This window comes from Saccharopolyspora hattusasensis, assembly GCF_050972075.1.
Classification (GTDB): Bacteria; Actinomycetota; Actinomycetes; order Mycobacteriales; family Pseudonocardiaceae; genus Saccharopolyspora; species Saccharopolyspora hattusasensis.
In genome coordinates this window covers 8,692,864-8,714,997 of record NZ_JBPCDC010000001.1, presented here as the reverse complement: position 1 = coordinate 8,714,997, position 22,134 = coordinate 8,692,864, and the positions used below count along the sequence as shown (strand labels likewise).

Below are 22,134 nucleotides of genomic sequence, written 5' to 3'. Positions count from 1 at the left end.
CCGGTGACGGATCGCGCCACCCGTCACCGGTCACCACCCGTACCGGTCACGGGGTGGTTCCTCACTTCCTCGGGGGTCTGCACCGCGAACATCGCGGTGCAGGTCACCACATGCTCCGGTCACCGTCCGGTTCTTCACACGTGATGCCCGTGTAGTAGCGGGCCGACTTGTCCCGGTCCTTGCCGACGCCGAACCGGCTCACCAGGTCCATGCCGAAACGCTTGTTCGTCACCGGCTGCATGCCCGCGCTCTTGCACCACGTCTCGTACGCCTGGCGCAGCTTGGACATCGGGATCCGGCCGCCGGCCGGACCCGTGGTGCACATGTCGGCGACGAACGAGCCAACCGAGTCCTCCGCTTGGGAGTAGGTTTCGGTCGCCTTGACCATGCTTTCCGGCTTGGTGAGTCCACCCGCGTAGTAGTCGACCGCGCCCCGGATCACCCACGCGAGCACCGCCCCGCCGTGCTCGCGGGCGAGGATGCCCTGTAGATCATCGATGCGGTTTTCTTCGGACACGGTTCGGGTGAACGGGATCAGCCGCAAGCGTCGCCAGAACGAATGCCCGCCGCCGCTGGAAACGTCCGGCTGCGCGTTGCCCATGAGCATGATCTTGTGGGACGGGTCGAAGTCGAAAAAGTCCTTGCCCATGAACCGGGCCGACAGCCGGTCGCCGCCGGTCAACTCCTTGACTTGTCCCTCGTCGAACTTGTCGCCGTCGTTCACCTCCGAGGCTAGGGCGAACCGGACGCCTTGCAGCTGGGCGAGGATGGTTGGGTGGTCGCTGCCGTTGTGGGACAACAGGAGTTTCTTCGAGACCTTGCGCCCGTAGTCGCCGAGCACGTGTAGCAGCGACTCGAGTAGCACGCCTTTGCCGTTGCCGCCTGCGCCGAACGCGAAAGGGAGGATGTGGTCGCGGACTTCGCCGGTCGCCATGTACCCGAGTAGCCGCTGTACGTAGGTGACTAGCTCGTTGTCGTCGCCGAACGTGTCGCCGATGAACTTGTCCCACGTGGCCGTGTCAGCGTCGAAGTCCGGGGCAACGCTCGTGATGCGCGTGTGCATCCGGCTCGGGTCGTGCGGCATCAGGCGTCCGGTCACCAAATCGACGATGCCGCCGGGCGTGTTCAGCTCGCGGGGTCGTGCGTCGAGATCATCGACGGAAACCGCCACGCGAGGATCTGACGCGGCGAGAGACACCATTGCGACGATGCCCTTGAGTCCGAGACTGGTCCGCTTCCATTTGATCTCGTCCTTGTCGGTTTCCGGCAGGCACCGGGCTACCCGTTTCGCGTACTCCCGAACGGTGGCCGCGTCGCTGTTGCACCATTCCCACCGCTTCCCGGTCCAGTGCAGCCACTTGCCGCGTTCGGAGCAGTAGCGGATCCGGTCCCCGAACGTGTCGATCAGTAGCAGTGCGTTTCCGTCGTCGGTTTGGGCGAGCGGGTCACCGAGCGGCGCAGAGTCGGCGTCGCCGATCGGCTCGGGGGCGCCGGCGGTCACGGTCGCACCTTCCACGGTGGAACCGAGCGGTATCGAGGTGAGGTGCGGGCGTTCAACCTTGGGGGTTCCGTAGCCATCGGCGGCAAGGGCGGTAGCCGCCGCCGGGAAGTCGCCGGCGTGCGCGAGGATCGCGTACGCGCGCCACTTGCTGTACGCGGTTTCCGGGGTGAACTCTGGCACCGAGGTTGACCACACGCACAGGTAGTCGCCGCGTTCGCCACCGGTCACCGCGTCCACGCCGCGCCGGTTCTTCGCTCCGGGCCGGTTCCAGAACGTTCGGGCTCCGGCAGTGTGTAGGGGAGTCCACCCGTGGTCCCGCAGGAAATCCCACGTCCCGCGCTCGTTGAAATCCGCGCCGGGCGCGCTCCCGTCCCCGTGGGCGCGCACCTGGCGTTCCCGGATGTCGGGGATTGGTTCCGGCATCGGCGACTCGTCGAGTGACATGCACGCCCGGAACAGTTCGTCACGCTCGGCCGCGGTGATCGTGGCGACCACTCCGGGCGTGCCGTTGCCGACAGTCCACGCGCGTCCGGACGGGTGCACCGGACCGTGTGAGGGGGCGACCACGACGAAACCACCTTCGCCGCGGGTCTCGATCATCACATCGCCGGCAGCGTCGCGGGCAAGCTTGGTGTTGCGCGCGGGCACCTCATCGGCCACGCGCCAATAGAAGTGCGCGCCGCCGGACGGGCTGAACTCGTAGTAGCCGCCCGTGATCCGCGCCCAAATGCCGAGCACCCCGGCCGACTGCATCGCATCGTGTAGACGCTCGTCCCACCCGCGCGCGTAGGCGCGTCCCTCGAGCTCGAGCATTTCGAGGTTGCCGGACACGGCGCCGCAGACCACGCCGATGCCGGGGTGCCCGTCAGCGAACCAGGCTTCAAGGGTGGCGCGCTCGGGGCGCTCGTGCTGGTAGTGCTTCCACGTCCAGCGGCCGGTTTCTGGGTCGCGCCGGTCGGCAACTGGCCCCTTGGTGCCATCGGCGCGCGCTTGCACGACCGACGCCCCTGCTTGCGCCCACGCAACCGCAGCGGACAGAACTGATGGTTGTTCCACGTGACCTCACTTCGGGGAGTTGCGTACACGCATCCTAAACGCGCTTGCGCCCACGCAACAAGTGATCGCGTGGGCGCAAGCGTGAGTGGCTCGGGGTTACTTGCCGCTGAGCTTCGCTAGCAGCGCCTGAACGTCGGCATCGTCGGATGCGCCGGCGGCAATGGGAGCGTCGGCCGGGGGCACGCCGTGACCGGGGAGCGCGCCGGCCTGTTCGCGCTTGCCGAAACCACGCTCGGCCCGCTCGCGCTCGATCCGGTCGCCGTTCTTGGTTGCCCACGCGGCGGCCAACTGGAGCTCAGCACCTTCCAACGGGGCAACCGACAGGTACGGGTAACCGGACTTGCCCGGCGTCCACACCAGCTTGACCGGCATGGCCTTGCCGACGTGCGGAGCTAGCCCGTCAACGATCGCGCCGTTCATCCACAAGACATCAAGGAAGGTCGAATCCGTGGTCAGGTCGGCGACGTCAACGGTGATGCCGTCCTTCCCGTCCGGGCTGAACTTGGTGACGATGCCCTGCCGGTGCTCACGCACAACCACAATCAACGGCTTATCAACGGCTTCCTTGGCGGGCAGTCCATCGCCGTTGGGGCGCGACGGGGCCTCGTAACCAGACAGTTCCATTACTCGATTCCTCGTTTCTCGTTTCGATTCTTCGGCTGCTGGGCAGCGTTTGAATGTCATTCGCCGGGGCAGGTGCGCCCACTGCCGCCGGGCTGGAACCACGGGCAGTACCGGCAGAGCCGACTAACGCTCTTGGGGAGTCGCTCGTAATTCTCCGGGCTCTCCGTCACGTCCAGCGCAATGGACGCCTCGAGGATCGTGTCATGGCGCGCTAGCGCCTGGTCCACAACCTCATCGGAATACGGCTCGGACCAAATGAACGTGCCCCCAAGGTTCCCCGCTTTGGGGAAGAACACGATCGCCACTTCTTTAACCGGCAATCCGAGGTTCCGGAATCCGCGCCCGTACAGGTGCGCCTGTACCCGGTATTGCTCGCTCGGCCCGTCTTCCCGGTACTTCTTGGCCATCGTGGTTCCGACGTTCTTATGGTCGATCACAATTGCCCGGTCGGCGTCGTACAGGTCGCAGCTTCCCGAGAGCCCGGGGCGGATCTCGACGGTCTTTTCGATCAGGTACCGGACGCGACCGAGTCGCTCGTTAGCCTCCGCGAAAGCCTCTGCTAGCCACGTGTGCACCGCGGTTCCGGTGATCGCAGCCCAGGGATCATAGGCGGGCTGTGGTGGTTTCGGTTCCCGCATCATCCGGTAGGCGAGTCGCCGTGCGCATTCTTGCCCAACCTCGGACGGGCCAACAAGCGATTGCCGGGAACGTGGCCGGCCCTGATCTCGAGCAATGATCACATCGCGGATTTCCCGCATAATCGGATGCTCGCCACCCTCGAATGTTTCGAGGTTCATCAATTTGCCTGCCGATCGCGCAAACGGATCATGTGGGCGCGCTCGAGTTTCTTCGCCCGCTTGTGACGTTCCTCCGGCGGCAAGACTCCATCCGGGTCTACCTGTTGTTCGAATCGCGCAAACGCAGCGGTTCGCGCTGGAGTAGTGGCGGTGGTCCGATCGGGTTCAAGCGCCCACCTGGTCAGGGCAGCTACCCGCGCGGCTGTCGATCGCTTCATCGATGCTCGTTTCGCGTTGCCGGTTTCGGTGTTTCTGCTGATCAGGCTATAGGTAGCGTCGCGCATACGCAACTAAATGATGCGTATACGCAACTAGTGGGATCTACTTAAATCGCCCGCCCGCTCTTGCGTGTCGCTTGCGCGCAAGTACGCTTCCGTTGCATGAGCGAGTACCGATTCGCGAAGTGGATTAATAAGCAGCTTGACCGGAAGGGGTGGAGGCCGGCAGACCTGGCGGATCAGGCGGGCATCGGCCGCTCGGCTGTGTCGCGGTGGATCAACGAAGGATACCAGCCGAACATCCCGAACGCCCGTGCCGCGGCGGAAGCGCTCGGCGTGCCGCTGCTAGAGATCCTGGTTGAGTCGGAGCAGTTGAGCGTGGCCGAGGCGCTGATGTACAGCCGCGCGCGGTCGCTGTCCGAGGTGTCCGATGAGGAACTAGCGGAGGAAGTGAGGCGCCGGTTGGTTCGCCCCCGTCGCAAGTGATGCGCATCACATTGGAGCAACGTAACAAATGGTCATACGCGAGATATGTTCATTACACAAAGGACATTTTAAGCTTCAATGAACGGGGTCAAGCGTGGCAATGATCGGCGCGGGCATTCGGAGCGATGCGTTGGTTTCCGACACCATCGACGGCAGGCACGGGGATAGCCTGCTAATCACTATCCGCGAGGACGATCAGGGCCGGTACGTCACGTTCGGCAGTCCAGGTGCAGACCCGATTGAGCTCCCCGTGTCCGCCATTGCGAGGGTGCGGCGCATCCTCGCAATTGCGAGTGCTCGGCCGCTGCAAGTCGCCGAGATTCAGTCCGCGTAACAACCAGTTGTAGGCCCCGTCGCCGCTGTGCATGTCCACAGTGGAGGCGGGGCCACTTCTATACCCAGGATAGTTCGAGCACGGCGCGCCCCGCGTTCCTGCGGATTTGCCGATTCGCACAGCTCACGGTACGTAATAATTATGGCCTATCCCGGCGTGTTCTACAGCGACGACGGGCGGATCCTGCGCGCCATGCAGCAGGCCGCCGACAACGGCGCGCTGACGATGATGCACGCCGAGAACGGCATCGCCATCGACGTGCTGGTGCAGCAGGCGCTGGCAGCTGGGCGCACCGACCCGAAGTTCCACGGGCAGGTCCGGCACCCGCTGCTGGAGGCCGAAGCGACGCACCGGGCGATCCAGCTGTCCAGAGTCGCCGGTGCGCCGCTGTACGTCGTGCACGTCTCCGCGGCCGAGGCAGTCGCGGAGATCACCCGGGCCCGCGACAACGGGCTCAACGTCTTCGGCGAAACCTGCCCGCAGTACCTGTTCCTCACCACCGACGACCTGGCGCGGCCGGAGTTCGAAGGCGCGAAGTACGTCTGCTCGACACCGCTGCGGCCGGTCGAACACCAGGCGGACCTCTGGCAGGCGCTGCGCACCAACGACCTCTCCGTGGTGTCGACCGACCACTGCCCGTTCTGCCTCAAGGACCAGAAGGAACTCGGCCGCGGCGACTTCTCGAAGATCCCCAACGGCATCCCGGGCGTGGAGAACCGGATCGACCTGCTGCACCAGGCCGTGGTGGAGGGGCGCATCAGCCGCCGCCGGTGGATCGAGCTGGCCTGCACCACCCCGGCCCGGATGTTCGGCCTGCACCCGCGCAAGGGCACCATCGCGCCCGGTGGCGACGCGGACATCGTGATCTACGACCCGCGCGCCGAGCAGGTGCTATCGGCCAAGACGCACCACATGAACGTCGACTACAACGCCTACGAGGGCAAGCGGATCACCGGACAGGTCCGCACCGTGCTGTCCCGCGGCGAGGTCGTCGTCGACACCGGCACCTACACCGGCCGGGCCGGGCGCGGCCGGTTCCTACCGCGCGACACCTGCCAGTACCTGATCTGACCAGCTTGGGGGTTACAGCATGGACTTCGGGCTTGTTCTGCAGACCGATCCGCCGGCCTGGTCGGTAGTGGACCGGATGCGCCGGGCCGAGCGGCTCGGCTTCAGCCACGGCTGGACGTTCGACTCCTGCGTGCTGTGGCAGGAACCGTTCGTCATCCACAGCCAGATCCTGGCCGCCACCGAGCGGCTGACCGTCGGCCCGATGGTCACCAACCCGGCCACCCGCGACTGGACGGTCACCGCCTCGACCTTCGCCACGCTCAACGACATGTTCGGGCCGCGCACGGTGTGCGGCATCGGCAGGGGCGACTCCGCGGTGCGTGTCACCGGGGGCAAGCCGACCACTCTCGCGACGCTCGAACACGCCATGCACGTGATCAAGGAACTCGCCGAGGGCCGGGAGGTGCAGCTGCGCGGCACCCCGGTGCGCCTGCCGTGGGTGCGCGATGGTCGGCTGCCGATCTGGATGGGTGCTTACGGGCCGAAGGCCCTGGAGCTCGCCGGGCGGCAGGCCGACGGCTTCATCCTGCAGCTCGCCGACCCGTACCTGACGACGTGGATGGTCGACCACGTCCGGCAGGCCGCCCGCGACGCGGGCCGCGACCCGGCGTCGATCACCGTCTGCGTCGCAGCCCCGGCCTACGTCGGCGACGACCTCGACCACGCCCGCGAGCAATGCCGCTGGTTCGGCGGCATGGTCGGCAACCACGTCGCCGACCTCGTTGCCCGCTACGGCGACACGACTGGGGCGGTGCCCGCCGCGCTCACCGACTACGTCAAGGGCCGGGACGGCTACGACTACTCGCACCACGGCCGGGCCGACAACCCGAGCACCGAGTTCGTGCCGGACGAGATCGTGGACCGCTTCTGCCTGCTCGGCCCTGCCCAAGCGCACGTGGCCAAGCTGCGGGAACTCCGCGACGCGGGCGTCGACCAGTTCGCGATCTACGCCATGCACGACGCCCTGGACGCCACTGTGGACGCCTACGGCGAGAGCGTCATCCCGGCCATGTCCTGACGCCCCACGGCCCCTGCGGCGGCGGTCACACGGCAACCGGTTTGTAGAGTTCCGCCCGAAGTGGCAGCCCCGATCGGCGGGGTGAAACGGGGAGGGGCGCCATGCGGCAGGGACTCGGCGCGAAGCTGGGCATCGGCTGGAAGCTGCACGGGGACGGCTCCACGCCGCGCCCCGGCGAGGCGGTGGCCCCGGACGAGCGGCTGTCCTGGGGGCGCACCGTCGGGCTCGGCGCGCAGCACGTGGTGGCCATGTTCGGCGCCACCTTCGTCTTCCCGGTTCTGATGGGCCTGGACCCGAACCTCGCGATCATGGTCTCGGGCGTGGCGACCATCCTCTTCCTGCTGATCGTGCAGGGCAAGATCCCCAGCTACCTGGGCAGCAGCGCGTCGTTCGTGGGCGTGGTGACGGTGATCCGGGCCGGCGGCGGGGACAGCTCGACGGTCACCGGCGCGATCCTGGTGCTCGGCCTGGTGCTGTCCGTGCTCGGGGTGGTCATCCACTTCGTCGGCCCGCAGGTGGTGCACCGGCTGTTGCCGCCCGCGGTCTCCGGCGCGGTGGTGATGCTGATCGGCTTCAACCTCGCCCCGGTGGTCGCCGAGTCGTACTGGCCGCAGGACCAGTGGATCGCGCTGATCACCATGATCGTCGTGCTCGGCTGCAGCGTGCTGCTGCGCGGATTCTGGTCCCGCATCGCGGTGCTGATCGGACTGGTCGTCGGCTACGCCCTGTCGTGGCTGTTCGACCTGGGCTTCGGACCGATCACCGCGCCGAACGCCAGCGGCGTGGTCAGCACGCACTTCCGGCTCGACCTCAGCGGCGTCGCGGAAGCCAGCTGGTTCGGCCTGCCGACGCTGCACGCGCCGTCGTTCGATGCAGCGGCGATCATCGTCGTGCTTCCCGTGGTGATCGCGCTGATCGCGGAGAACACCGGGCACGTCAAGGCCGTCGAGGAGATGACCGGCACGAAGCTGGACGGCAGCCTCGGGCGCGCGATCTTCGCCGACGGCCTCGCCAGCACCCTCTCCAGCGCTGTCGGCGGCCCACCCACGACCACCTACGCCGAGAACATCGGAGTCATGGCCGCCACCCGGGTGTATTCCACGGCGGCCTACTGGGTGGCGGCGATAGTGGCGATCCTCTTCGGGTTGTGCCCGAAGTTCGGCGCGGTGATCGCGGCGACCCCGGGTGGCGTGCTCGGAGGCATCACCGTCGTGCTCTACGGCATGATCGGCCTGCTGGGCGCGAAGATCTGGACGGAGAACCGCGTCGACTTCGGCGACCCGGTCAACCTGATGCCGCTGGCCGCCGGGCTGGTCGCTGGCATCGGCGGGGTGTCGCTGCAGATCACCCCGCAGTTCAGCCTCAGCGGCATCGCGCTGGGCACCGTCGTGACGCTGCTGGGCTACCACGTGCTGCGGTTGCTGGTGCCCGCCCGCAGGTGACCGCCTCCCAGTCTCTGATCGTCAGTGCGGGTGCGGCTGGCAGGCCTTAGGTTCGCAGACGACCACCGGCGTCGAGGAGGCCGCCATGCTGCGTCCCGTGCACTTCGAGATCCACGCGGGAGACGTGGACCGCGCCCGCACGTTCTACTCGACCGTGTTCGGCTGGCGGTTCCAGCAGGGGGGCGACGAGCAGTACTGGTTGGTCTTGACCGGTGAGGGCCCGGGCATCGACGGCGGCTTGCTGCCCCGCAAGGGCCCCGAGCCCTCCGGTGAGACCCCGATCGCGGCGTTCGCGACGACCGTGGAAGTGGACGACGTCGAATCCATGCTATCGATCGTGGAAACCGCGGGCGGCCGGGTGGCGATGCCCAAGACCGCCCTGACCGGCATGGGCTGGGTGGCCTACTGCCGTGACACAGAAGGCAACATCTTCGGCATGTTCCAGGCCGATGACCTGGCGAGCTGACCTCGGTTCACCCGGGCACGCCCCGCACCATCGCGATGTCGGCCGCGGTCACCGGGCGGCCGGGCAGCGGTGTGCCGGGCCGGGCCTGCAGGCCGTCGAGCATCAGCGTCAAGTAGCGAGCCGGGGCTTCGTGGCGGATGTCGTCGGGGGCGCCGTGCACGCCTTGCAGCACGAGGGAAAGGATCACGCCCAGGTCGCCGCTGCTGACGTCCGGTCGCAGCGAGCCGTTGGCCTGCGCGGCGCGCACCAGCCCGTCCAGGATTTCCAGCAGTTCGTTGCGGGCCTGCTCGACTTCCGGGTCCGCGCCCAGGATTCCCCGGGCGCGTGGGGAGAGCATGGAGAACCGGATCACCGTGCGCAGGTCCACCGCGCGCAGCAGGAAACCGGTCAGCGCGCGCCACGGATCGGACTCGCGGTCGCTGATCGTGCGGGCTTCGTCGAGGACCCGCTGGAACGCGTCCCGGCCCACGGCGCCGATCAGCGAATCGCGGTCCGGGAAGCGCCGGTACAGGGTGCCGATCCCGACGCCGGCGGCGCGCGCGATCTCCTCCATCGGAACCTCGGTGCCGCGCTCGGTGAAGACGGTCCGCGCCGCCGCGATGATCCGGTCTCGGTTGCGGCGGGCATCGGCCCGCAGCCGTGGCGTGGCGTCGGTCGTCATGGTCCTCGCTCGCGTGCCGGGTGCTGGGTTGGGCGGATTGTCGCATGTTCCGGGCCGAAAGTAGGTGGACGAAATTCTTCCGATTGACTATAACCGGAAGGGAGTCATCCACTTGTCCGCTCAGTGATCAGGGAGTCACGATGTCCGACGAAGCCGTTGACCCAGCGGCCTACCCGAAGGTCCGCGTCTGTCCGTTCGCGCCCGAACCGGAATACGCCAAACTGCGTGCCGAAACGCCGATCGCCAAGGTCCCGATGGTGGGCGGCGGCAACGCCTGGCTGGTGACCCGGCATGACTTCGTCCGCCAGGTCCTCGGCGATCCGCGGATGAGCTCCGACCGGCGCCGCCCCGGATTCCCGCAGCTCTCGCCCGACCAGCGGGCCGTCGTCACCGACATGGCCCCGTCGCTGATCGGGATGGACCCGCCGGAGCATTCCGAGGCCCGACGCGCCGTGCTGGGCGAATTCACCGTTCGGCGGATCGAGGCGATGCGGCCGCGCATCCAGGAGATCGTCGACGACTGCATCGACGAGATGCTCGCCGGGCCCCGCCCGGTCGACCTGGTGCGGTCGCTGTCGCTGCCGGTGCCGTCGCTGGTGATCTGCGAGCTGCTGGGCGTGCCCTACGCCGACCACGATTTCTTCCAGGAGCGCAGCAGCCTGATGCTGCGGAAGACGGTCTCCGCCGAGAGCCGCAGGGCCGCGGTCGAGGACATCCGGAAGTACCTGGACGAACTCGTCGCGGGCAAGGAGCGCGAGCTCGCCGACGACCTGATCGGCAGGCAGATCCGCAAGCAGCGCGATGCCGGCGCGGTCGACCACGACGCGCTCGTGCGGATGGCGTTCCTGCTGCTGATCGCCGGGCACGAGACGACCGCCAACATGATCTCGCTGGGCACCCTGGCGCTGCTGGAGAACCCCGATCAGCTGGCGGAGCTCGTCGCAGACCCGGCCAAGACCCTGCCCGCCGTCGAGGAACTGCTGCGGTACTTCACCATCGTCGAGGCGGCGACCTCGCGCACCGCTCTGGAGGACGTCGAGATCGGCAGCGTGCTGATCCGGGCGGGGGAGGGCGTCGTCGCGCTGGGCACCGCGGCCAACCGGGACCCGGAGGTCTTCGACCGGCCCGACGAACTGGACATCAAACGCAACGCCCGTGGCCACGTGGCGTTCGGCTTCGGCCCGCACCAGTGCCTCGGGCAGAACCTGGCGAGGCTGGAACTGCAGATCGTCTTCGACACGTTGTTCCGCAGGCTGCCAGGGCTGCGGCTGGCCGTTGGCGTCGACGACTTGCCGTTCAAGTCCGACGCGAACGTCTACGGGATCTACGAAATGCCAGTGACCTGGTGAGAGGAATGATCATGCGGATCAAGGCGGATCTGGACCGCTGCGTGGGCGCCGGCCAGTGCGTGCTGACCGCGCCCGCGCTGTTCGACCAGAACGACGAGGACGGCCGGGTGGTGCTGCGGGCGACCGAGGTCGACGAAGGCAACGACAGCGCGGTGACCGCAGTGCGGGAGGCGGTGCACGTCTGCCCGTCGGGTGCGCTGTCGTTGGTCGACGACCGGTAGTCGACCAGGGGATTGCGGACTGCTTCCACATCCGATGTGGTGGTGGGCCACCGACATCCACCCGGGAGGCGGCGGAGATGTACAGCGAGCGCATCGGCGGCTTCCACATGCGGCCGAACGCAGATCGCGGCGATGTTCGGCGACCTGGAGATGCTCGAACCGGGCCTGGTGGACCTGACGGAATGGCGGCCGGATTCCCGGAAATGCCGCCCGGCGGCAAGCCCTGGACCGGCCCCGGCGGGGTCGGCCGGAAGCGCTAGCGGCGCATGAAGCGGCGCCACCTCCCCCTCTCCCGGAGATGGCGCCGCTGGCGCGGTTGAGCCGCCATCCGGCAGCTTGCTGCCCTGTGACGCCGCGGTCACAGGGCATTAGGTCCCGGGACAGGCTGTGCCTTTAATCCCACCGAAACAACGCCCTACGATTGATTACGTAAGCGATGGTTTCCCAAACCTTCTTCCGTTCGTCCTGCCCTTTGTCGGCGGTGCCTGGCGTGTGCGTGCGGAAGACGGGGAGGTTTGCAGAAGGGAGGCAAGAAGTGACAACGGTGTGGGTGGCCCTGGCGGTCGAGTCGGTTGTGCTGCTGGCGGTAGCGGGAGCGATGACCAAGTGGGCGCAGCGGCTGCAGCCGGGCACCCCTGACCAGGTGATCGAGCCGATCGGCCCAGCGTCCGAGCGCGTCGCCTGAGGAAGCGCGCAGTCGGGCTTGCCCCCGCAGTCGGGAACGAGCCCCGAACCTCGAACCGGCCATGGTGCGGTGAATTCAATCGCCGCCCGGCCGGTTTTCGTTACAATTCCGGGTGTCTTTTTGACTGAGGTGCCGCACGCGTCGATTCCGCGATTTTCCCGACCCGGTTATTTGCAAAGGTAACTAGTGTCGCGGTTGTCCAGGCATGCGTGATCGGCATGTGATGCCGCACATGTCGGTCGCGGCAGGTGCGGCGACCGATAGGGTGGGCCGAACGAGGTCCGCACGCCGATCGGGAAGGGCATCCGTGAGTCCAGTCGAACAGTCCAGTGGTCCGCAGCCGGGTGGTCCGGTGCTGCCGAGTTCGGGCTCCAATTCGGTGCTGACGAACTACCGGACGTTCTTCGAGCGCGCGGTGCGCAAGCCGAACCTAGTCGGTGCGGTCGCGCCCAGCTCGCCGAACCTCGCTCGCGAGATGGCGGCCGTGGTGCCGACCGCTGGCAGTCCAGTGGTCGTGGAGCTGGGCCCCGGTACCGGCGCGCTCAGCAGCGGGATCGCCCAGCGGCTGCCCGTTGGCGGCCGCCAGGTGGCGATCGAGGTGGACTCCGGCATGGTCGAGTATCTGCGCGCGGAACTGCCGTGGCTGGAGGTGATCCAGGGCGACGCTTCCCGGCTCGGCGACCTGCTGGCCGATGCGGGCATCGACAAGGTCGACGCGGTGGTCAGCGGCCTGCCGTGGTCGATCTTCCCGGCCAAGCTGCAGCAGGACATCCTGGACCAGGTCGGCGGGGTCCTCGCGCCCGGCGGCGCCTTCACGACCTTCGCCTACGTGCACGCCCTGGGCATGGCCGGCGCCCGGCAGTTCCGCCGCCGTCTGGACCTGAGCTTCGACGAGGTGCTGACCTCGCACACGGTGTGGCGCAACATCCCGCCCGCCCGAATCTACGTCTGCCGCCGCCCACGCCAGATCTGATCCCCAGGAGCGGAGTCGGCACCGACCACGTCGGGTTGCACCTGGCCCAACGAGGAACGCGGATTTTGGTGTTGAACTACACAGTGGAGTCCTCGGCCTTGGTTGCGATCACCTTCACCGGCTGCGGGGTCTCGCCCTCGTTGAGTTTGGTGATGCCCGAGGTCGAAGGTCTCGGTGCCGTCCAACTCCAGCGACTTGGCCGACCTGCTTCCAAGAACTGCAACGGGATGACGCCCCGTCGTAGCTAAACGCTGCCCACCTGACATGGGATCTTCCGGCGAGAACTGACCCGCCGGGGAGTCCGGCTTGGCATACTGTCCCGCAACCACGCGCGTACGCTCGTAACCAGCGGACGGGAGGCGATCACATGTCCGGCGACACGATGAGCCTCGGCGAGCGGATCAAGCGCATCCGCACGAGACGCCAGCTCACCCAGGAAAAGTTCGCCGAGAAGGCAGATGTCAGCGTTGACCTGGTGCGAAAGCTGGAACAAGGGGTCCGCCACACCGCCAGCATGAGTTCCCTTACCCGCATGGCAACCGCCCTTGATGTCGAGGTGGCCCAGCTGCTCGGCCAGTCATCCACCGTCGAGCCGACCGTGGACACGGAGGCAACCGGAGTCCTTGCCATCCGGGACGCGCTGACCTCTCTTGCTTATTTTCCCGGCCTGGGCAGCTCGGAGATCGTAGCGGATGAGCCTCCGACGGTCGCGCACCTGCGATCCGCTCTAGCGCACTGCGAGAGAATCAGAAAGCAGGGCTCATTCGCTCAGCTCGGCGCGATACTTCCCGGTCTCATCGCCGAGGCGCATGGTGCGACGCGTGAGCTGACCGGCGATGACCAGGCTGCGGCCTTCGGGGTACTCAGCGAGGCGTTCCAGATCGCCTCGACCATGATGGCGGCGCTCGGGCAGACCAACATCGGCTATATCGGCCTGATCCGGGCGCAGGAGGCGGCACAGCGTGCCGGGGACGATCTGCTTCAGGCGATGAATGTGTCGTCGTTGTCTTGGGTCTTGTTCAAGCAAGGGCGTCTTAAGGATGCCGAGGAGGCAGCGGTTCGCAAAGCCGAGCAACTGCGGCCGGACTTCATCCACGATAGCGCGAGAAAGCTTGGTGTCTGGGGAATACTCATGCTTCGGGCGGCAAGCGCGGCCGTCCGCAACAAGAAGCCGGATGGTGCGGAGGAATACCTGAGCCTCGCTCGCACCGCGGCGGCACGGATCGGCAGCGACCAGACGATCTGCGCGACACCGTTTGGCCCCGCCAATGTCGGAATCGCCGGTGTGAACGCCGCGGTCGAGAGCGAACGCTTCGAAAACGCCCTTACCCTGGCCCGCTCGGTCTCGCTTCCCGACAACGATTCCCTCTCCCCGACGTGGAAGGCTCGCTACCTGCTTGATCTGACCATCGCCTACAGCGGTCTGGACCAGGACCATGAGGCAACAGTGCAGCTTCTCAAGGCCGAGCAGTTGGCACCCGAGTGGATGCGCTACCACACACTGACGCGCCAGACCGTGTACGAGCTTGCCGAGCGTGCCAAGCGACGCCGAACACCGATCCAGGAACTAGCCGACCGGCTCGACATCCTCGACTGAGCCTTTATCGCACATTTCGGCCCAGCTTCGGCATATCAGCACCGCGGACTGGGACATCTTGTCCTTGTCGGGATGAAAGACCGCGTAGATATCGCAATCGGCGTCGCTTCAGAGATTGCCTCTTACCTGCCAAGGTCAAACTGCTCCTGAAAAGCAGCAGGTGAGGAGATCACAATCATGCGGTCCGGAGTCTTCAACGGCACCGAATCCTCGGCCATAGGCAGAGAAGCAATCAATATGAATGGTATTCCGGATCCTGGTGATCCGGGGCGGTGGTTGGTGCGGCCCTGGCCGACGAATGCCAGTTTCTGTAATGTGGTGCGGCATTTCTTGAATGTTTACGTGTGGCGGCTTGTCCAGGACACCGATGTTCGCCGTCAGCTCGACTATTTTTCGGCTTATCGGGCCGCGCTGGAAAACGCGTCGACGCATGAGCTGACGTGTGCTGCGGATTGGCAGTGGCGGGAGGAACTTCTGGCGGTGGTGGAGAGGTGCGTGGACCTGTTCGAGGCGCGGCTTTGCGGCGAGCGGAAGGTGAACCATGACCATCTGCGGTTGCCGGGGCGGACCGCTCTGGTGCTGGCTCCTGGGTGAACTTTCCACAGTGTCTAGTGTCGTGTGTGGGCCCTGACACCGTCGGGATGCTGCGACCGCGGAGCACCACCCCCGGCGGATTCCACTCGCGTGGAGGTACATGCCCGACCATCGCACACCGATGGTTATTACGGAACCGCAAGGGAGGCAGATCAGGATGGGTAAGCACGACACCAACGCCGAGCGTGACGGTCATGGCGAATACGACCACACGAAAACCAAGCCGGTTGAGGAGTCCTTGGAGGGAACACATTCCAGTGATGACAAGGGTGGCGAATGAGCTCCCGCAGGTACCTGCCCACAGACCCGTGGACGAGCGAGGTACCCCGGGAACCGTTCATCCCGGACCGGATTTGGGTTTACAGCGAGCCGAACGGTGGCCGCGACCTCATCGAGATCGATCGGGTCACTGACCCGGAGCGCTGGTCCGCCGAGGTCGCCGCGAACGTCCCGATCATCACCCAGGTCAACATGGGCAAGCCGATCGAGCCCGGCGAAACCCTGGTCCCCACGTCATCCTGCTCCATGCCGTCGCTCGTAACCGACATGGTGGATGCCCTCGGTCCCCAGCCCGGCGACGGCATACTGGAGATCGGGGCCGGAACCGGGTGGAACGCCGCGCGCCTCGCCGTCCGCGTCGGGGGAGGCGGCCACGTCGTCACCGTCGAGGTGGACCCGGAACTGGCTGAAACGGCGCGGAAAAATCTCGCAGAGTTCGGCTCAACGGCGTGCGTAGTCACCGCCGACGGGCTCCAGGGGTGCGCCGAGCACGCACCGTATGAGCGGATCATCGCCACGTGCGCGATCCGGGAACGAATCCCCCTAGCGTGGCTCGAGCAGCTCACACCGGGCGGGCGGATCATCGCGCCGTGGGGAACGGAGTTCTTCACTGGTTGCATGCTGACAGCCGACGCCGACGACGAAGGCAGTGTGACGGGCCGGTTTTCGGGTGATCTTGCGTTCATGCGCGCTCGATCACAGTTGCACGCGTTCTACGACTACGAACCCGCTATCGAGGTCAAACGCTCCGCGCCGTGGGAGACCACCAGCCACATCGGGACCGAGACGCTCGATGCAGTCCTCGATCCAAGCCGGGCGCGGTTCGCCATCTCCACCCGCGTGCCGGACATCGGGCTCACCATCGCGTGGGATCTATTCGGCGACCGCCACCATTCGATCGAACTCGACGACTGGGCAACGAAGTCGTGGGCGCAGCTCGCCGCGCACATGGACTCCGGCGAACCCTACGAGGTCCGACAGCATGGCCCCCGCCGGTTGTGGGACGAGGTCGAGGCCGCGCTGACCTGGTGGCACGACCATGACCAGCCGGGAATGGATCGCTTCGGGATCACCACATGCCGTTCCGACGGGCGGCAATGGCTGTGGCTCGACGACCCGGATCACCTGATCTCCAATCTGCGGATGCCCCGTCCTTCAGGGTGGGGAGGAGCAGATCCCGCGTGTCGGTCGCGTAGCGACCGCTGATAGTCTTGATCTCGGTAGGTGAGACCTACCACCCCCACGCAAGTGGGAACACCCGAGCAAGTACGTGGGTACCGCTGGTCGAGCGGGAACCCGGACCACCCCGGTCCGAACGCCTGAGTGAGATCGTGTGAGACCGAACCGCCACGGTGGGGACGCTGCGGTCGTTGAAGCAGGAAACTCAGTCCGCGAGGACTGAATCTCCTTCCTTCAAGGAGGAGAGAAGTCAAAGCATGCGGGTCCTTGTCCACTGAGCACTGAGGTCTGATGTGGATTGGCGGTCGCGGGACGAGCATCTGCGGCCGTTCCGGTGGCTGGCTCGCATTGACCGGCCCCCGCATTGACAGGCGATAGTGCAGCGGCGTGGTGGAGTTCCGGACCCCACCACGCCGCGTGCTTGAGTTACGAGCGGATCATCTTGCGCAGCACGTACTGCAGGATGCCGCCGTCGCGGAAGTAGTCCGCCTCACCGGGGGTGTCGATGCGGACCTTGGCGTCGAACTTCACGGTGGAGCCGTCGGCCTTGGTCGCGGTCACCTTCACGGTCTCCGGGGTCTCGCCCTCGTTGAGCTTGGTGATGCCCGCGAAGTCGAAGGTCTCGGTGCCGTCCAGACTCAGGGACTTGGCGGACCGACCCTCCGGGAACTGCAGCGGGATGACGCCCATGCCGATCAGGTTCGAGCGGTGGATGCGCTCGAAGGACTCGGCGATGACGGCGCGGACCCCGAGCAGCCGGGTGCCCTTGGCGGCCCAGTCGCGGGACGAACCGGAGCCGTACTCCTTGCCGCCGAGCACCACCAGCGGGATGTCCTGGGCGGCGTAGTTCTGCGCGGCGTCGTAGATGAATGCCTGCGGGGCGCCGTCCTGGGTGAAGTCCCGGGTGTAGCCGCCCTGCACGTCGTCCAGCAGCAGGTTGCGCAGCCGGATGTTGGCGAAGGTGCCCCGGATCATCACCTCGTGGTTGCCGCGGCGGGAACCGTAGGAGTTGAAGTCCTTGCGGTCGATGCCGTGGTCCGTGAGGTACTTGCCCGCAGGCGAGTCCGGCTTGATCGCGCCAGCCGGCGAGATGTGGTCGGTGGTGACCGAGTCGCCGAGCAGCGCGAGCACGCGGGCACCGGAGATGTCGGTGACCGGAGCCGGTTCCATCGCCATGCCCTCGAAGTACGGGGGCTTGCGCACGTAGGTTGAGTCGGCGTCCCACTCGAAGGTCTGGCCCTCCGGAGTGGGCAGCGACCTCCACCGCTCGTCGCCCTTGAAGACGTCCTCGTAGGACTTGGTGAACATCTCGTTGGTGATCGCCGAGTCCATGACGTCCTGGACCTCATGCGGCAACGGCCAGATGTCGCGCAGGTAGACGGGCTTGCCCTCGGTGTCGGTGCCTAGCGGGTCGTTCTCGAAGTCGAAGTCCATCGAGCCCGCGAGCGCGTAGGCGATCACCAGCGGCGGCGAGGCCAGGTAGTTCATCTTGACGTCGGGGTTGATCCGGCCCTCGAAGTTCCGGTTGCCCGACAGCACGGAGACCACCGACAGGTCGTTGTCCTGCACCGCGGCGGAGATCTCCTCCGGCAGCGGGCCGGAGTTGCCGATGCAGGTGGTGCAGCCGTAGCCAACCAGGTGGAAGCCCAGCTTCTCCAGGTAGGGCCAGAGACCGGCCTTCTCGTAGTAGTCGGTGACGACCTGCGAGCCGGGGGCCATCGAGGTCTTCACCCACGGCTTGCGGGTCAGACCCTTGTCGACGGCGTTGCGGGCCAGCAGCGCCGCGCCCAGCATCACCGACGGGTTGGAGGTGTTGGTGCAGGATGTGATCGAGGCGATCACCACGGCGCCGTGGTCCAGCTCGAACTCGCCGAGCTCCTCCGAGGCGACGTTGACCGGCTTGGAGATCCGGCCGTTCGAGCCGTTGGCGGCCGAGACGATCTGCGGCGCGGACTCGTGGTGGGTGAGTGCCGGGGCGTCGCTGGCGGGGAAGGACTCCTCACCGGCCTCGTCGAGCGCCTTGTCGTCGGCGGTCTCGACCTTGGCGTAGTCGGTCAGCGTGGTGCGGAACGACTGCTTGGCCTCGGCCAGCACGATCCGGTCCTGCGGGCGCTTCGGCCCGGCGATGGACGGGACCACAGTGGACAGGTCGAGCTCCAGGTACTCGGAGTACTCCGGCTCGTGGCCCGGGTCGTGCCAGAGGTCCTGTTCCTTGGCGTAGGCCTCGACCAGGGCGACCTGCTCGGCGGAGCGACCGGTGAGCTTGAGGTAGCGGACGGTCTCGTCGTCGATCGGGAAGATCGCGCAGGTGGAGCCGAACTCCGGGCTCATGTTGCCGATGGTGGCGCGGTTGGCCAGCGGCACCGAGGCGACGCCGGAACCGTAAAATTCGACGAACTTGCCGACGACGCCGTGCTTGCGCAGCATCTCGGTGATCGTCAGCACCACGTCGGTGGCGGTGGCGCCGGCCGGAATCTCGCCGGTGAGCTTGAAGCCGACGACGCGCGGGATGAGCATCGACACCGGCTGGCCGAGCATCGCGGCCTCGGCCTCGATGCCGCCGACGCCCCAGCCCAGCACGCCCAGGCCGTTGACCATGGTGGTGTGCGAGTCGGTGCCCACGCAGCTGTCCGGGTAGGCCTGGCCGCCCCGGGCCATCACGGTGCGGGCCAGGTGCTCGATGTTGACCTGGTGCACGATGCCGGTGCCCGGGGGGACGACCTTGAACTCGTCGAAGGCGCCCTGGCCCCAGCGCAGGAACTGGTAGCGTTCCTTGTTGCGGCCGTACTCGAATTCGACGTTGCGCTCGAAGGCGTCCGGCCTGCCGAACACGTCGATGATCACCGAGTGGTCGATCACCAGCTCGGCCGGGGCCAGCGGGTTGACCTTGGAGGTGTCGCCGCCGAGGTCGGACACCGCCTCGCGCATGGTGGCCAGGTCGACCACGCAGGGCACGCCGGTGAAGTCCTGCATGATCACCCGGGCCGGGGTGAACTGGATTTCGGTGGCGGGCTCGGCCTTGGCGTCCCAGTTGGCGAGGGCGCGCACGTGGTCGGCGGTGGTGTTCGCGCCGTCCTCGGTGCGCAGCAGGTTTTCCAGGAGGATCTTGAGGCTGTAGGGCAGCCGCTGCGCGCCGTCGACCGCGCTGAGCCGGAACACCTCGTAAGAGGCGTCACCGACGTTCAGCGTGCCGCGGGCGCCGAAGCTGTCCTTGCTCGCAGGTGCAGTCACGTTCAACTCCATCTCGCGACGGGCGCAAGTTCGGGAACGATTGCGAGTCTCGCGCACGTCGGCCGAGCGTGCGCGAGAACCCGCTCTCTTCACCACTAACAGTACGCTTGTCCTGTATTCGCCCTCAACTAAGGGTCGGCAAACTCTCGATCACATATATCACTGCGTGCATAACCGCGGAATTTCCGTGCTTTCCATGGACTGGAACGGTGGTACCGAAACTGGCTTCAGGGCCGACGGGGTGGCGTGATTCGATTGGCGGATGCGCAAACCGACCGACAACGCGAAGTCCGCCGGCGTGGCGATCGCGATCGTCTCCGCCTTCTGCTTCGGCGGTTCCGGACCGTTCGCGAAGCCGCTGATCACCGCGGGGTTCACCCCGCTGCAGGTGGCTTGGTTGAGGTTGGCTGGGGGCGCGCTGCTGATGCTCCCGTTCGTGATCCGCTACGCGCCGGCCGTGCGCCGGGTGCCGAAGCTGCTCGTCGGGTACGGCCTGTTCGCCATCGCCGGGGTGCAGGTTTTCTACTTCGCCGCGATCGCCACCGTGCCGGTCGGGGTGGCGCTGCTGATCGAGTTCCTCGGCCCGGTGATGGTGCTGGGCTGGATCCGGTTCGTCCGCCGGAAGCCGGTGACCCGCTCGGCGGCCATCGGCGTGGCCGTCGCGATGGTCGGCCTGGGGTGCGTGGTGGAGCTGTGGTCGGGGTTGAGCTTCGACCCGATCGGCCTGCTGCTCGCGCTGGGCGCGGCGGGCTGCCAGGCCACCTACTTCCTGTTGTCGGACAGCGGGCCCGAGGTCAACCCGCTCGCCCTCGCGGGTTTCGGGCTGCTGCTGGGTGCCGTGATCGTCACGCTGCTCGCGCAGCCGTGGGAGCTGGACTGGGCGCTGCTGCTCGGCCAGGTCCAGCTGGCCGGGCACGAGTTCCCCGCGCTGTTCGCGGTCGGCTGGATCGTGGTGCTGAGCACGGTCCTGGCGTACCTGACCGGGATCATCGCGGTGCGCCGCCTGTCGCCGCAGGTGGCCGGTGCGGTCGCGTTCCTGGAGCCAGTGGTCGCCACGGTGCTGGCGTGGGCGCTGCTCGCCGAGGCGTTGGGGCCGATCCAGCTGGTCGGTGGGGCGCTGATCCTCGCCGGCGCATTCATCGCGCAGCGTGCGGCACCGGCGAAGACCCAGGGCTCCGAGCTCACGGGAGTTTAGGTCGGGGCGCGTTGCGGGTCAGGCCGTGCGGATGGCCGACTTCACCAGGTGAATCAACAAGGTCTCGATGAGGGCGATGGCCACGCCGGCGAGGACGGTGGTGAGGAACTGGGGCATCGGTCTGCTTTCTCCAACGTTGCTCCGTTGTTACGCCCCGACTGTGCGCCGGCCGGGTTAGCCGCGGTTGCGCTGGAGATGACGTGCAGGTGAATCGAGCCAGAACAGTGCAGGTCAGGAGGTCGTCGACGACCACTTCTGCCACAGCAGCACCGCCAGTGCCGCCACGATCGAAGTGCCGAGCGCGACAACCAGTGCTGCGGCAGGAGCGGGCTGCTGTGGTGCGGCAGGAGCGGGCCGCTGCCGAAGAACTGGCTGATGCCAGGGACCTACACCAGCCCGACGAGGACCAGCGCTCGCGCCAGCGGGGAGGACCAGCGGCGCGCAGCCGCCGCGCACCACAAACGCCTGCGCCAGCTGCGCGGCCACTCCGTGCCGGGCTTGCCGGGCCGGTGCACCCCCGCATCTCCAGGTGTTTGCGATCACGGCGGCCGACCCACACCCGCCGATCGACCGGTAGGCGGCCGCCGTGCGGGCCGCGCAAACCACTGGCGCGACGACATCCGCGGCTTTCGACAGGAGCCAAGCCAGCGGTATCGGGGATCCTTCGCGATCAGGCCTCGCTGATCTCCTGGTGCACGCTGCGCTGGACGAGTGCGTTCCCGATGCCGATCGCCGCGGCTACCGGCCACTCGATCAGGCTGAACGCGGCGGCTGCGGTCAGCCCACCGTAGAACAACGCCTGGTCGCGGGAGGGCAGCTGACGGCGCACGGTCTCGACAGCGGACGCCAGTTCCTTGCGGCCGGGCATCCCCTGGAGCCCGGGCAGCTGGACCTTGGTGGTGTGGAGTTCCGCCGTGACGTAGGGCAGGGTGATCGCCGTGCCGCCACGCGCCCGGCTGGGCTTGGTCGCGGGCTGGGTCGCGGGCTGCCTGCGCGTGCGCTGCGAGCCCGAGCTCGTCGAGGTGCTCGAGCTTGTCGTGGTGGGCATTGGGACCCCCTCCTCCGGGACTGCAATCAATTAAGGTTACGCCGAACGTCAGATTCCTACTAAGCTGTTCGATCCTGTTGAAGTACCCCGACCGGCGCAGATGAATCTC

At 67.0% G+C, this 22,134-nt stretch carries 20 protein-coding genes and 1 pseudogene; 15 read left to right on the top strand and 6 right to left on the bottom strand.

The annotated features are described in order from the left end of the window. Positions 1–103: 103 nt before the first annotated feature. From ACRXBZ_RS41390 to ACRXBZ_RS41380, 3 genes are all read right to left on the bottom strand, one after another. The gene (locus ACRXBZ_RS41390; RefSeq protein ID WP_433883723.1) at positions 104–2,557 is read right to left on the bottom strand and encodes a phage/plasmid primase, P4 family; all 2,454 of its coding nucleotides are present in this window, start codon (positions 2,555–2,557) and stop codon (positions 104–106) included. A 96-nt stretch (positions 2,558–2,653) separates the two neighbouring features. Then, positions 2,654–3,181 carry a hypothetical protein gene (locus ACRXBZ_RS41385; RefSeq protein ID WP_433883722.1) on the bottom strand — a complete coding sequence of 176 codons (528 nt, stop codon included), beginning with the start codon at positions 3,179–3,181 and terminating at the stop codon, positions 2,654–2,656. Between the two features lie 56 nt (positions 3,182–3,237). Beyond that, positions 3,238–3,978 (bottom strand): hypothetical protein, encoded by a 741-nt coding sequence (locus ACRXBZ_RS41380; protein WP_433883721.1) that lies wholly within the window; start codon positions 3,976–3,978, stop codon positions 3,238–3,240. Between the two features lie 380 nt (positions 3,979–4,358). Here ACRXBZ_RS41380 and ACRXBZ_RS41375 point away from each other — a divergent pair, with 380 nt between their 5' ends. From ACRXBZ_RS41375 to ACRXBZ_RS41355, 5 genes and pseudogenes are all read left to right on the top strand, one after another. Beyond that, on the top strand, positions 4,359–4,682 hold the full coding sequence (locus ACRXBZ_RS41375; protein WP_433883720.1) for a helix-turn-helix domain-containing protein: 324 nt from the start codon (positions 4,359–4,361) through the stop codon (positions 4,680–4,682). Positions 4,683–5,145: 463 nt separating this feature from the next. Then, positions 5,146–6,087, top strand: a pseudogene (locus ACRXBZ_RS41370) (amidohydrolase family protein); the annotation flags it as partial. Between the two features lie 19 nt (positions 6,088–6,106). Next, complete coding sequence (locus ACRXBZ_RS41365; RefSeq protein WP_433883719.1) at positions 6,107–7,105, top strand: TIGR03842 family LLM class F420-dependent oxidoreductase; 999 nt, start codon at positions 6,107–6,109, stop codon at positions 7,103–7,105. 101 nt (positions 7,106–7,206) lie between these two features. Then, positions 7,207–8,547, top strand: coding sequence for a uracil-xanthine permease family protein (locus tag ACRXBZ_RS41360; protein WP_433883718.1), 1,341 nt, complete (start codon positions 7,207–7,209; stop codon positions 8,545–8,547). An 85-nt stretch (positions 8,548–8,632) separates the two neighbouring features. Continuing rightward, positions 8,633–9,013 (top strand): VOC family protein, encoded by a 381-nt coding sequence (locus ACRXBZ_RS41355; RefSeq protein WP_433883717.1) that lies wholly within the window; start codon positions 8,633–8,635, stop codon positions 9,011–9,013. Between the two features lie 7 nt (positions 9,014–9,020). On the opposite strand, the gene ACRXBZ_RS41350 is transcribed toward ACRXBZ_RS41355, so the two are convergent. After that, positions 9,021–9,674, bottom strand: coding sequence for a TetR/AcrR family transcriptional regulator (locus tag ACRXBZ_RS41350; protein ID WP_433883716.1), 654 nt, complete (start codon positions 9,672–9,674; stop codon positions 9,021–9,023). 140 nt (positions 9,675–9,814) lie between these two features. Between ACRXBZ_RS41350 and ACRXBZ_RS41345 the strand changes: the two genes are divergently transcribed. From ACRXBZ_RS41345 to ACRXBZ_RS41305, 9 genes are all read left to right on the top strand, one after another. Continuing rightward, positions 9,815–11,023: a cytochrome P450 gene (locus tag ACRXBZ_RS41345; RefSeq protein ID WP_433883715.1), complete on the top strand. Its 1,209-nt coding sequence runs from the start codon at positions 9,815–9,817 to the stop codon at positions 11,021–11,023. An 11-nt stretch (positions 11,024–11,034) separates the two neighbouring features. Next, positions 11,035–11,244: a ferredoxin gene (locus ACRXBZ_RS41340; RefSeq protein ID WP_168588866.1), complete on the top strand. Its 210-nt coding sequence runs from the start codon at positions 11,035–11,037 to the stop codon at positions 11,242–11,244. A 132-nt stretch (positions 11,245–11,376) separates the two neighbouring features. Beyond that, positions 11,377–11,514 (top strand): hypothetical protein, encoded by a 138-nt coding sequence (locus ACRXBZ_RS41335; RefSeq protein ID WP_433883714.1) that lies wholly within the window; start codon positions 11,377–11,379, stop codon positions 11,512–11,514. 265 nt (positions 11,515–11,779) lie between these two features. Next, positions 11,780–11,929, top strand: a complete 150-nt coding sequence (locus tag ACRXBZ_RS41330; RefSeq protein WP_168584137.1) for a hypothetical protein — start codon at positions 11,780–11,782, stop codon at positions 11,927–11,929. A gap of 415 nt (positions 11,930–12,344) precedes the next feature. Next, a complete protein-coding gene (locus ACRXBZ_RS41325) occupies positions 12,345–12,902 on the top strand; it encodes a class I SAM-dependent methyltransferase (RefSeq protein ID WP_433884130.1) in 558 nt (185 codons plus the stop codon). A 367-nt stretch (positions 12,903–13,269) separates the two neighbouring features. Beyond that, positions 13,270–14,499, top strand: coding sequence for a helix-turn-helix domain-containing protein (locus ACRXBZ_RS41320; RefSeq protein WP_433883713.1), 1,230 nt, complete (start codon positions 13,270–13,272; stop codon positions 14,497–14,499). 177 nt (positions 14,500–14,676) lie between these two features. After that, positions 14,677–15,093, top strand: a complete 417-nt coding sequence (locus tag ACRXBZ_RS41315; protein ID WP_433883712.1) for a hypothetical protein — start codon at positions 14,677–14,679, stop codon at positions 15,091–15,093. A gap of 157 nt (positions 15,094–15,250) precedes the next feature. Further along, positions 15,251–15,373, top strand: a complete 123-nt coding sequence (locus ACRXBZ_RS41310; protein ID WP_433883711.1) for a hypothetical protein — start codon at positions 15,251–15,253, stop codon at positions 15,371–15,373. Beyond that, positions 15,370–16,578 (top strand): methyltransferase domain-containing protein, encoded by a 1,209-nt coding sequence (locus tag ACRXBZ_RS41305; protein ID WP_433883710.1) that lies wholly within the window; start codon positions 15,370–15,372, stop codon positions 16,576–16,578. The genes ACRXBZ_RS41310 and ACRXBZ_RS41305 overlap by 4 nt, the downstream gene beginning before the upstream one ends. A gap of 399 nt (positions 16,579–16,977) precedes the next feature. Here the strand turns inward: ACRXBZ_RS41305 and acnA are convergent, their stop codons facing one another. Next, positions 16,978–19,794: an aconitate hydratase AcnA gene (gene acnA, locus ACRXBZ_RS41300; RefSeq protein WP_433883709.1), complete on the bottom strand. Its 2,817-nt coding sequence runs from the start codon at positions 19,792–19,794 to the stop codon at positions 16,978–16,980. Positions 19,795–20,044: 250 nt separating this feature from the next. On the opposite strand from acnA, the gene ACRXBZ_RS41295 reads away from it, so the two are divergent. Then, positions 20,045–20,977 (top strand): EamA family transporter, encoded by a 933-nt coding sequence (locus ACRXBZ_RS41295; RefSeq protein ID WP_433883708.1) that lies wholly within the window; start codon positions 20,045–20,047, stop codon positions 20,975–20,977. A 670-nt stretch (positions 20,978–21,647) separates the two neighbouring features. On the opposite strand, the gene ACRXBZ_RS41290 is transcribed toward ACRXBZ_RS41295, so the two are convergent. Continuing rightward, positions 21,648–22,025 (bottom strand): hypothetical protein, encoded by a 378-nt coding sequence (locus ACRXBZ_RS41290; RefSeq protein ID WP_433883707.1) that lies wholly within the window; start codon positions 22,023–22,025, stop codon positions 21,648–21,650. Positions 22,026–22,134 lie beyond the last annotated feature (109 nt).

Bases quoted from the DNA above. Each gene is read 5' to 3' on its own strand.
- ACRXBZ_RS41385 (WP_433883722.1), bottom strand. From the start codon at position 3,181: ATGGAACTGTCTGGTTACGAGGCCCCGTCGCGCCCCAACGGCGATGGA.
- ACRXBZ_RS41380 (WP_433883721.1), bottom strand. From the start codon at position 3,978: ATGAACCTCGAAACATTCGAGGGTGGCGAGCATCCGATTATGCGGGAA.
- ACRXBZ_RS41375 (WP_433883720.1), top strand. From the start codon at position 4,359: ATGAGCGAGTACCGATTCGCGAAGTGGATTAATAAGCAGCTTGACCGG.
- ACRXBZ_RS41365 (WP_433883719.1), top strand. From the start codon at position 6,107: ATGGACTTCGGGCTTGTTCTGCAGACCGATCCGCCGGCCTGGTCGGTA.
- ACRXBZ_RS41360 (WP_433883718.1), top strand. From the start codon at position 7,207: ATGCGGCAGGGACTCGGCGCGAAGCTGGGCATCGGCTGGAAGCTGCAC.
- ACRXBZ_RS41355 (WP_433883717.1), top strand. From the start codon at position 8,633: ATGCTGCGTCCCGTGCACTTCGAGATCCACGCGGGAGACGTGGACCGC.
- ACRXBZ_RS41350 (WP_433883716.1), bottom strand. From the start codon at position 9,674: ATGACGACCGACGCCACGCCACGGCTGCGGGCCGATGCCCGCCGCAAC.
- ACRXBZ_RS41345 (WP_433883715.1), top strand. From the start codon at position 9,815: ATGTCCGACGAAGCCGTTGACCCAGCGGCCTACCCGAAGGTCCGCGTC.
- ACRXBZ_RS41340 (WP_168588866.1), top strand. From the start codon at position 11,035: ATGCGGATCAAGGCGGATCTGGACCGCTGCGTGGGCGCCGGCCAGTGC.
- ACRXBZ_RS41335 (WP_433883714.1), top strand. From the start codon at position 11,377: ATGTTCGGCGACCTGGAGATGCTCGAACCGGGCCTGGTGGACCTGACG.
- ACRXBZ_RS41320 (WP_433883713.1), top strand. From the start codon at position 13,270: ATGTCCGGCGACACGATGAGCCTCGGCGAGCGGATCAAGCGCATCCGC.
- ACRXBZ_RS41315 (WP_433883712.1), top strand. From the start codon at position 14,677: ATGCGGTCCGGAGTCTTCAACGGCACCGAATCCTCGGCCATAGGCAGA.
- ACRXBZ_RS41310 (WP_433883711.1), top strand. From the start codon at position 15,251: ATGGGTAAGCACGACACCAACGCCGAGCGTGACGGTCATGGCGAATAC.
- ACRXBZ_RS41305 (WP_433883710.1), top strand. From the start codon at position 15,370: ATGAGCTCCCGCAGGTACCTGCCCACAGACCCGTGGACGAGCGAGGTA.
- acnA (WP_433883709.1), bottom strand. From the start codon at position 19,794: ATGGAGTTGAACGTGACTGCACCTGCGAGCAAGGACAGCTTCGGCGCC.
- ACRXBZ_RS41295 (WP_433883708.1), top strand. From the start codon at position 20,045: ATGCGCAAACCGACCGACAACGCGAAGTCCGCCGGCGTGGCGATCGCG.
- ACRXBZ_RS41290 (WP_433883707.1), bottom strand. From the start codon at position 22,025: ATGCCCACCACGACAAGCTCGAGCACCTCGACGAGCTCGGGCTCGCAG.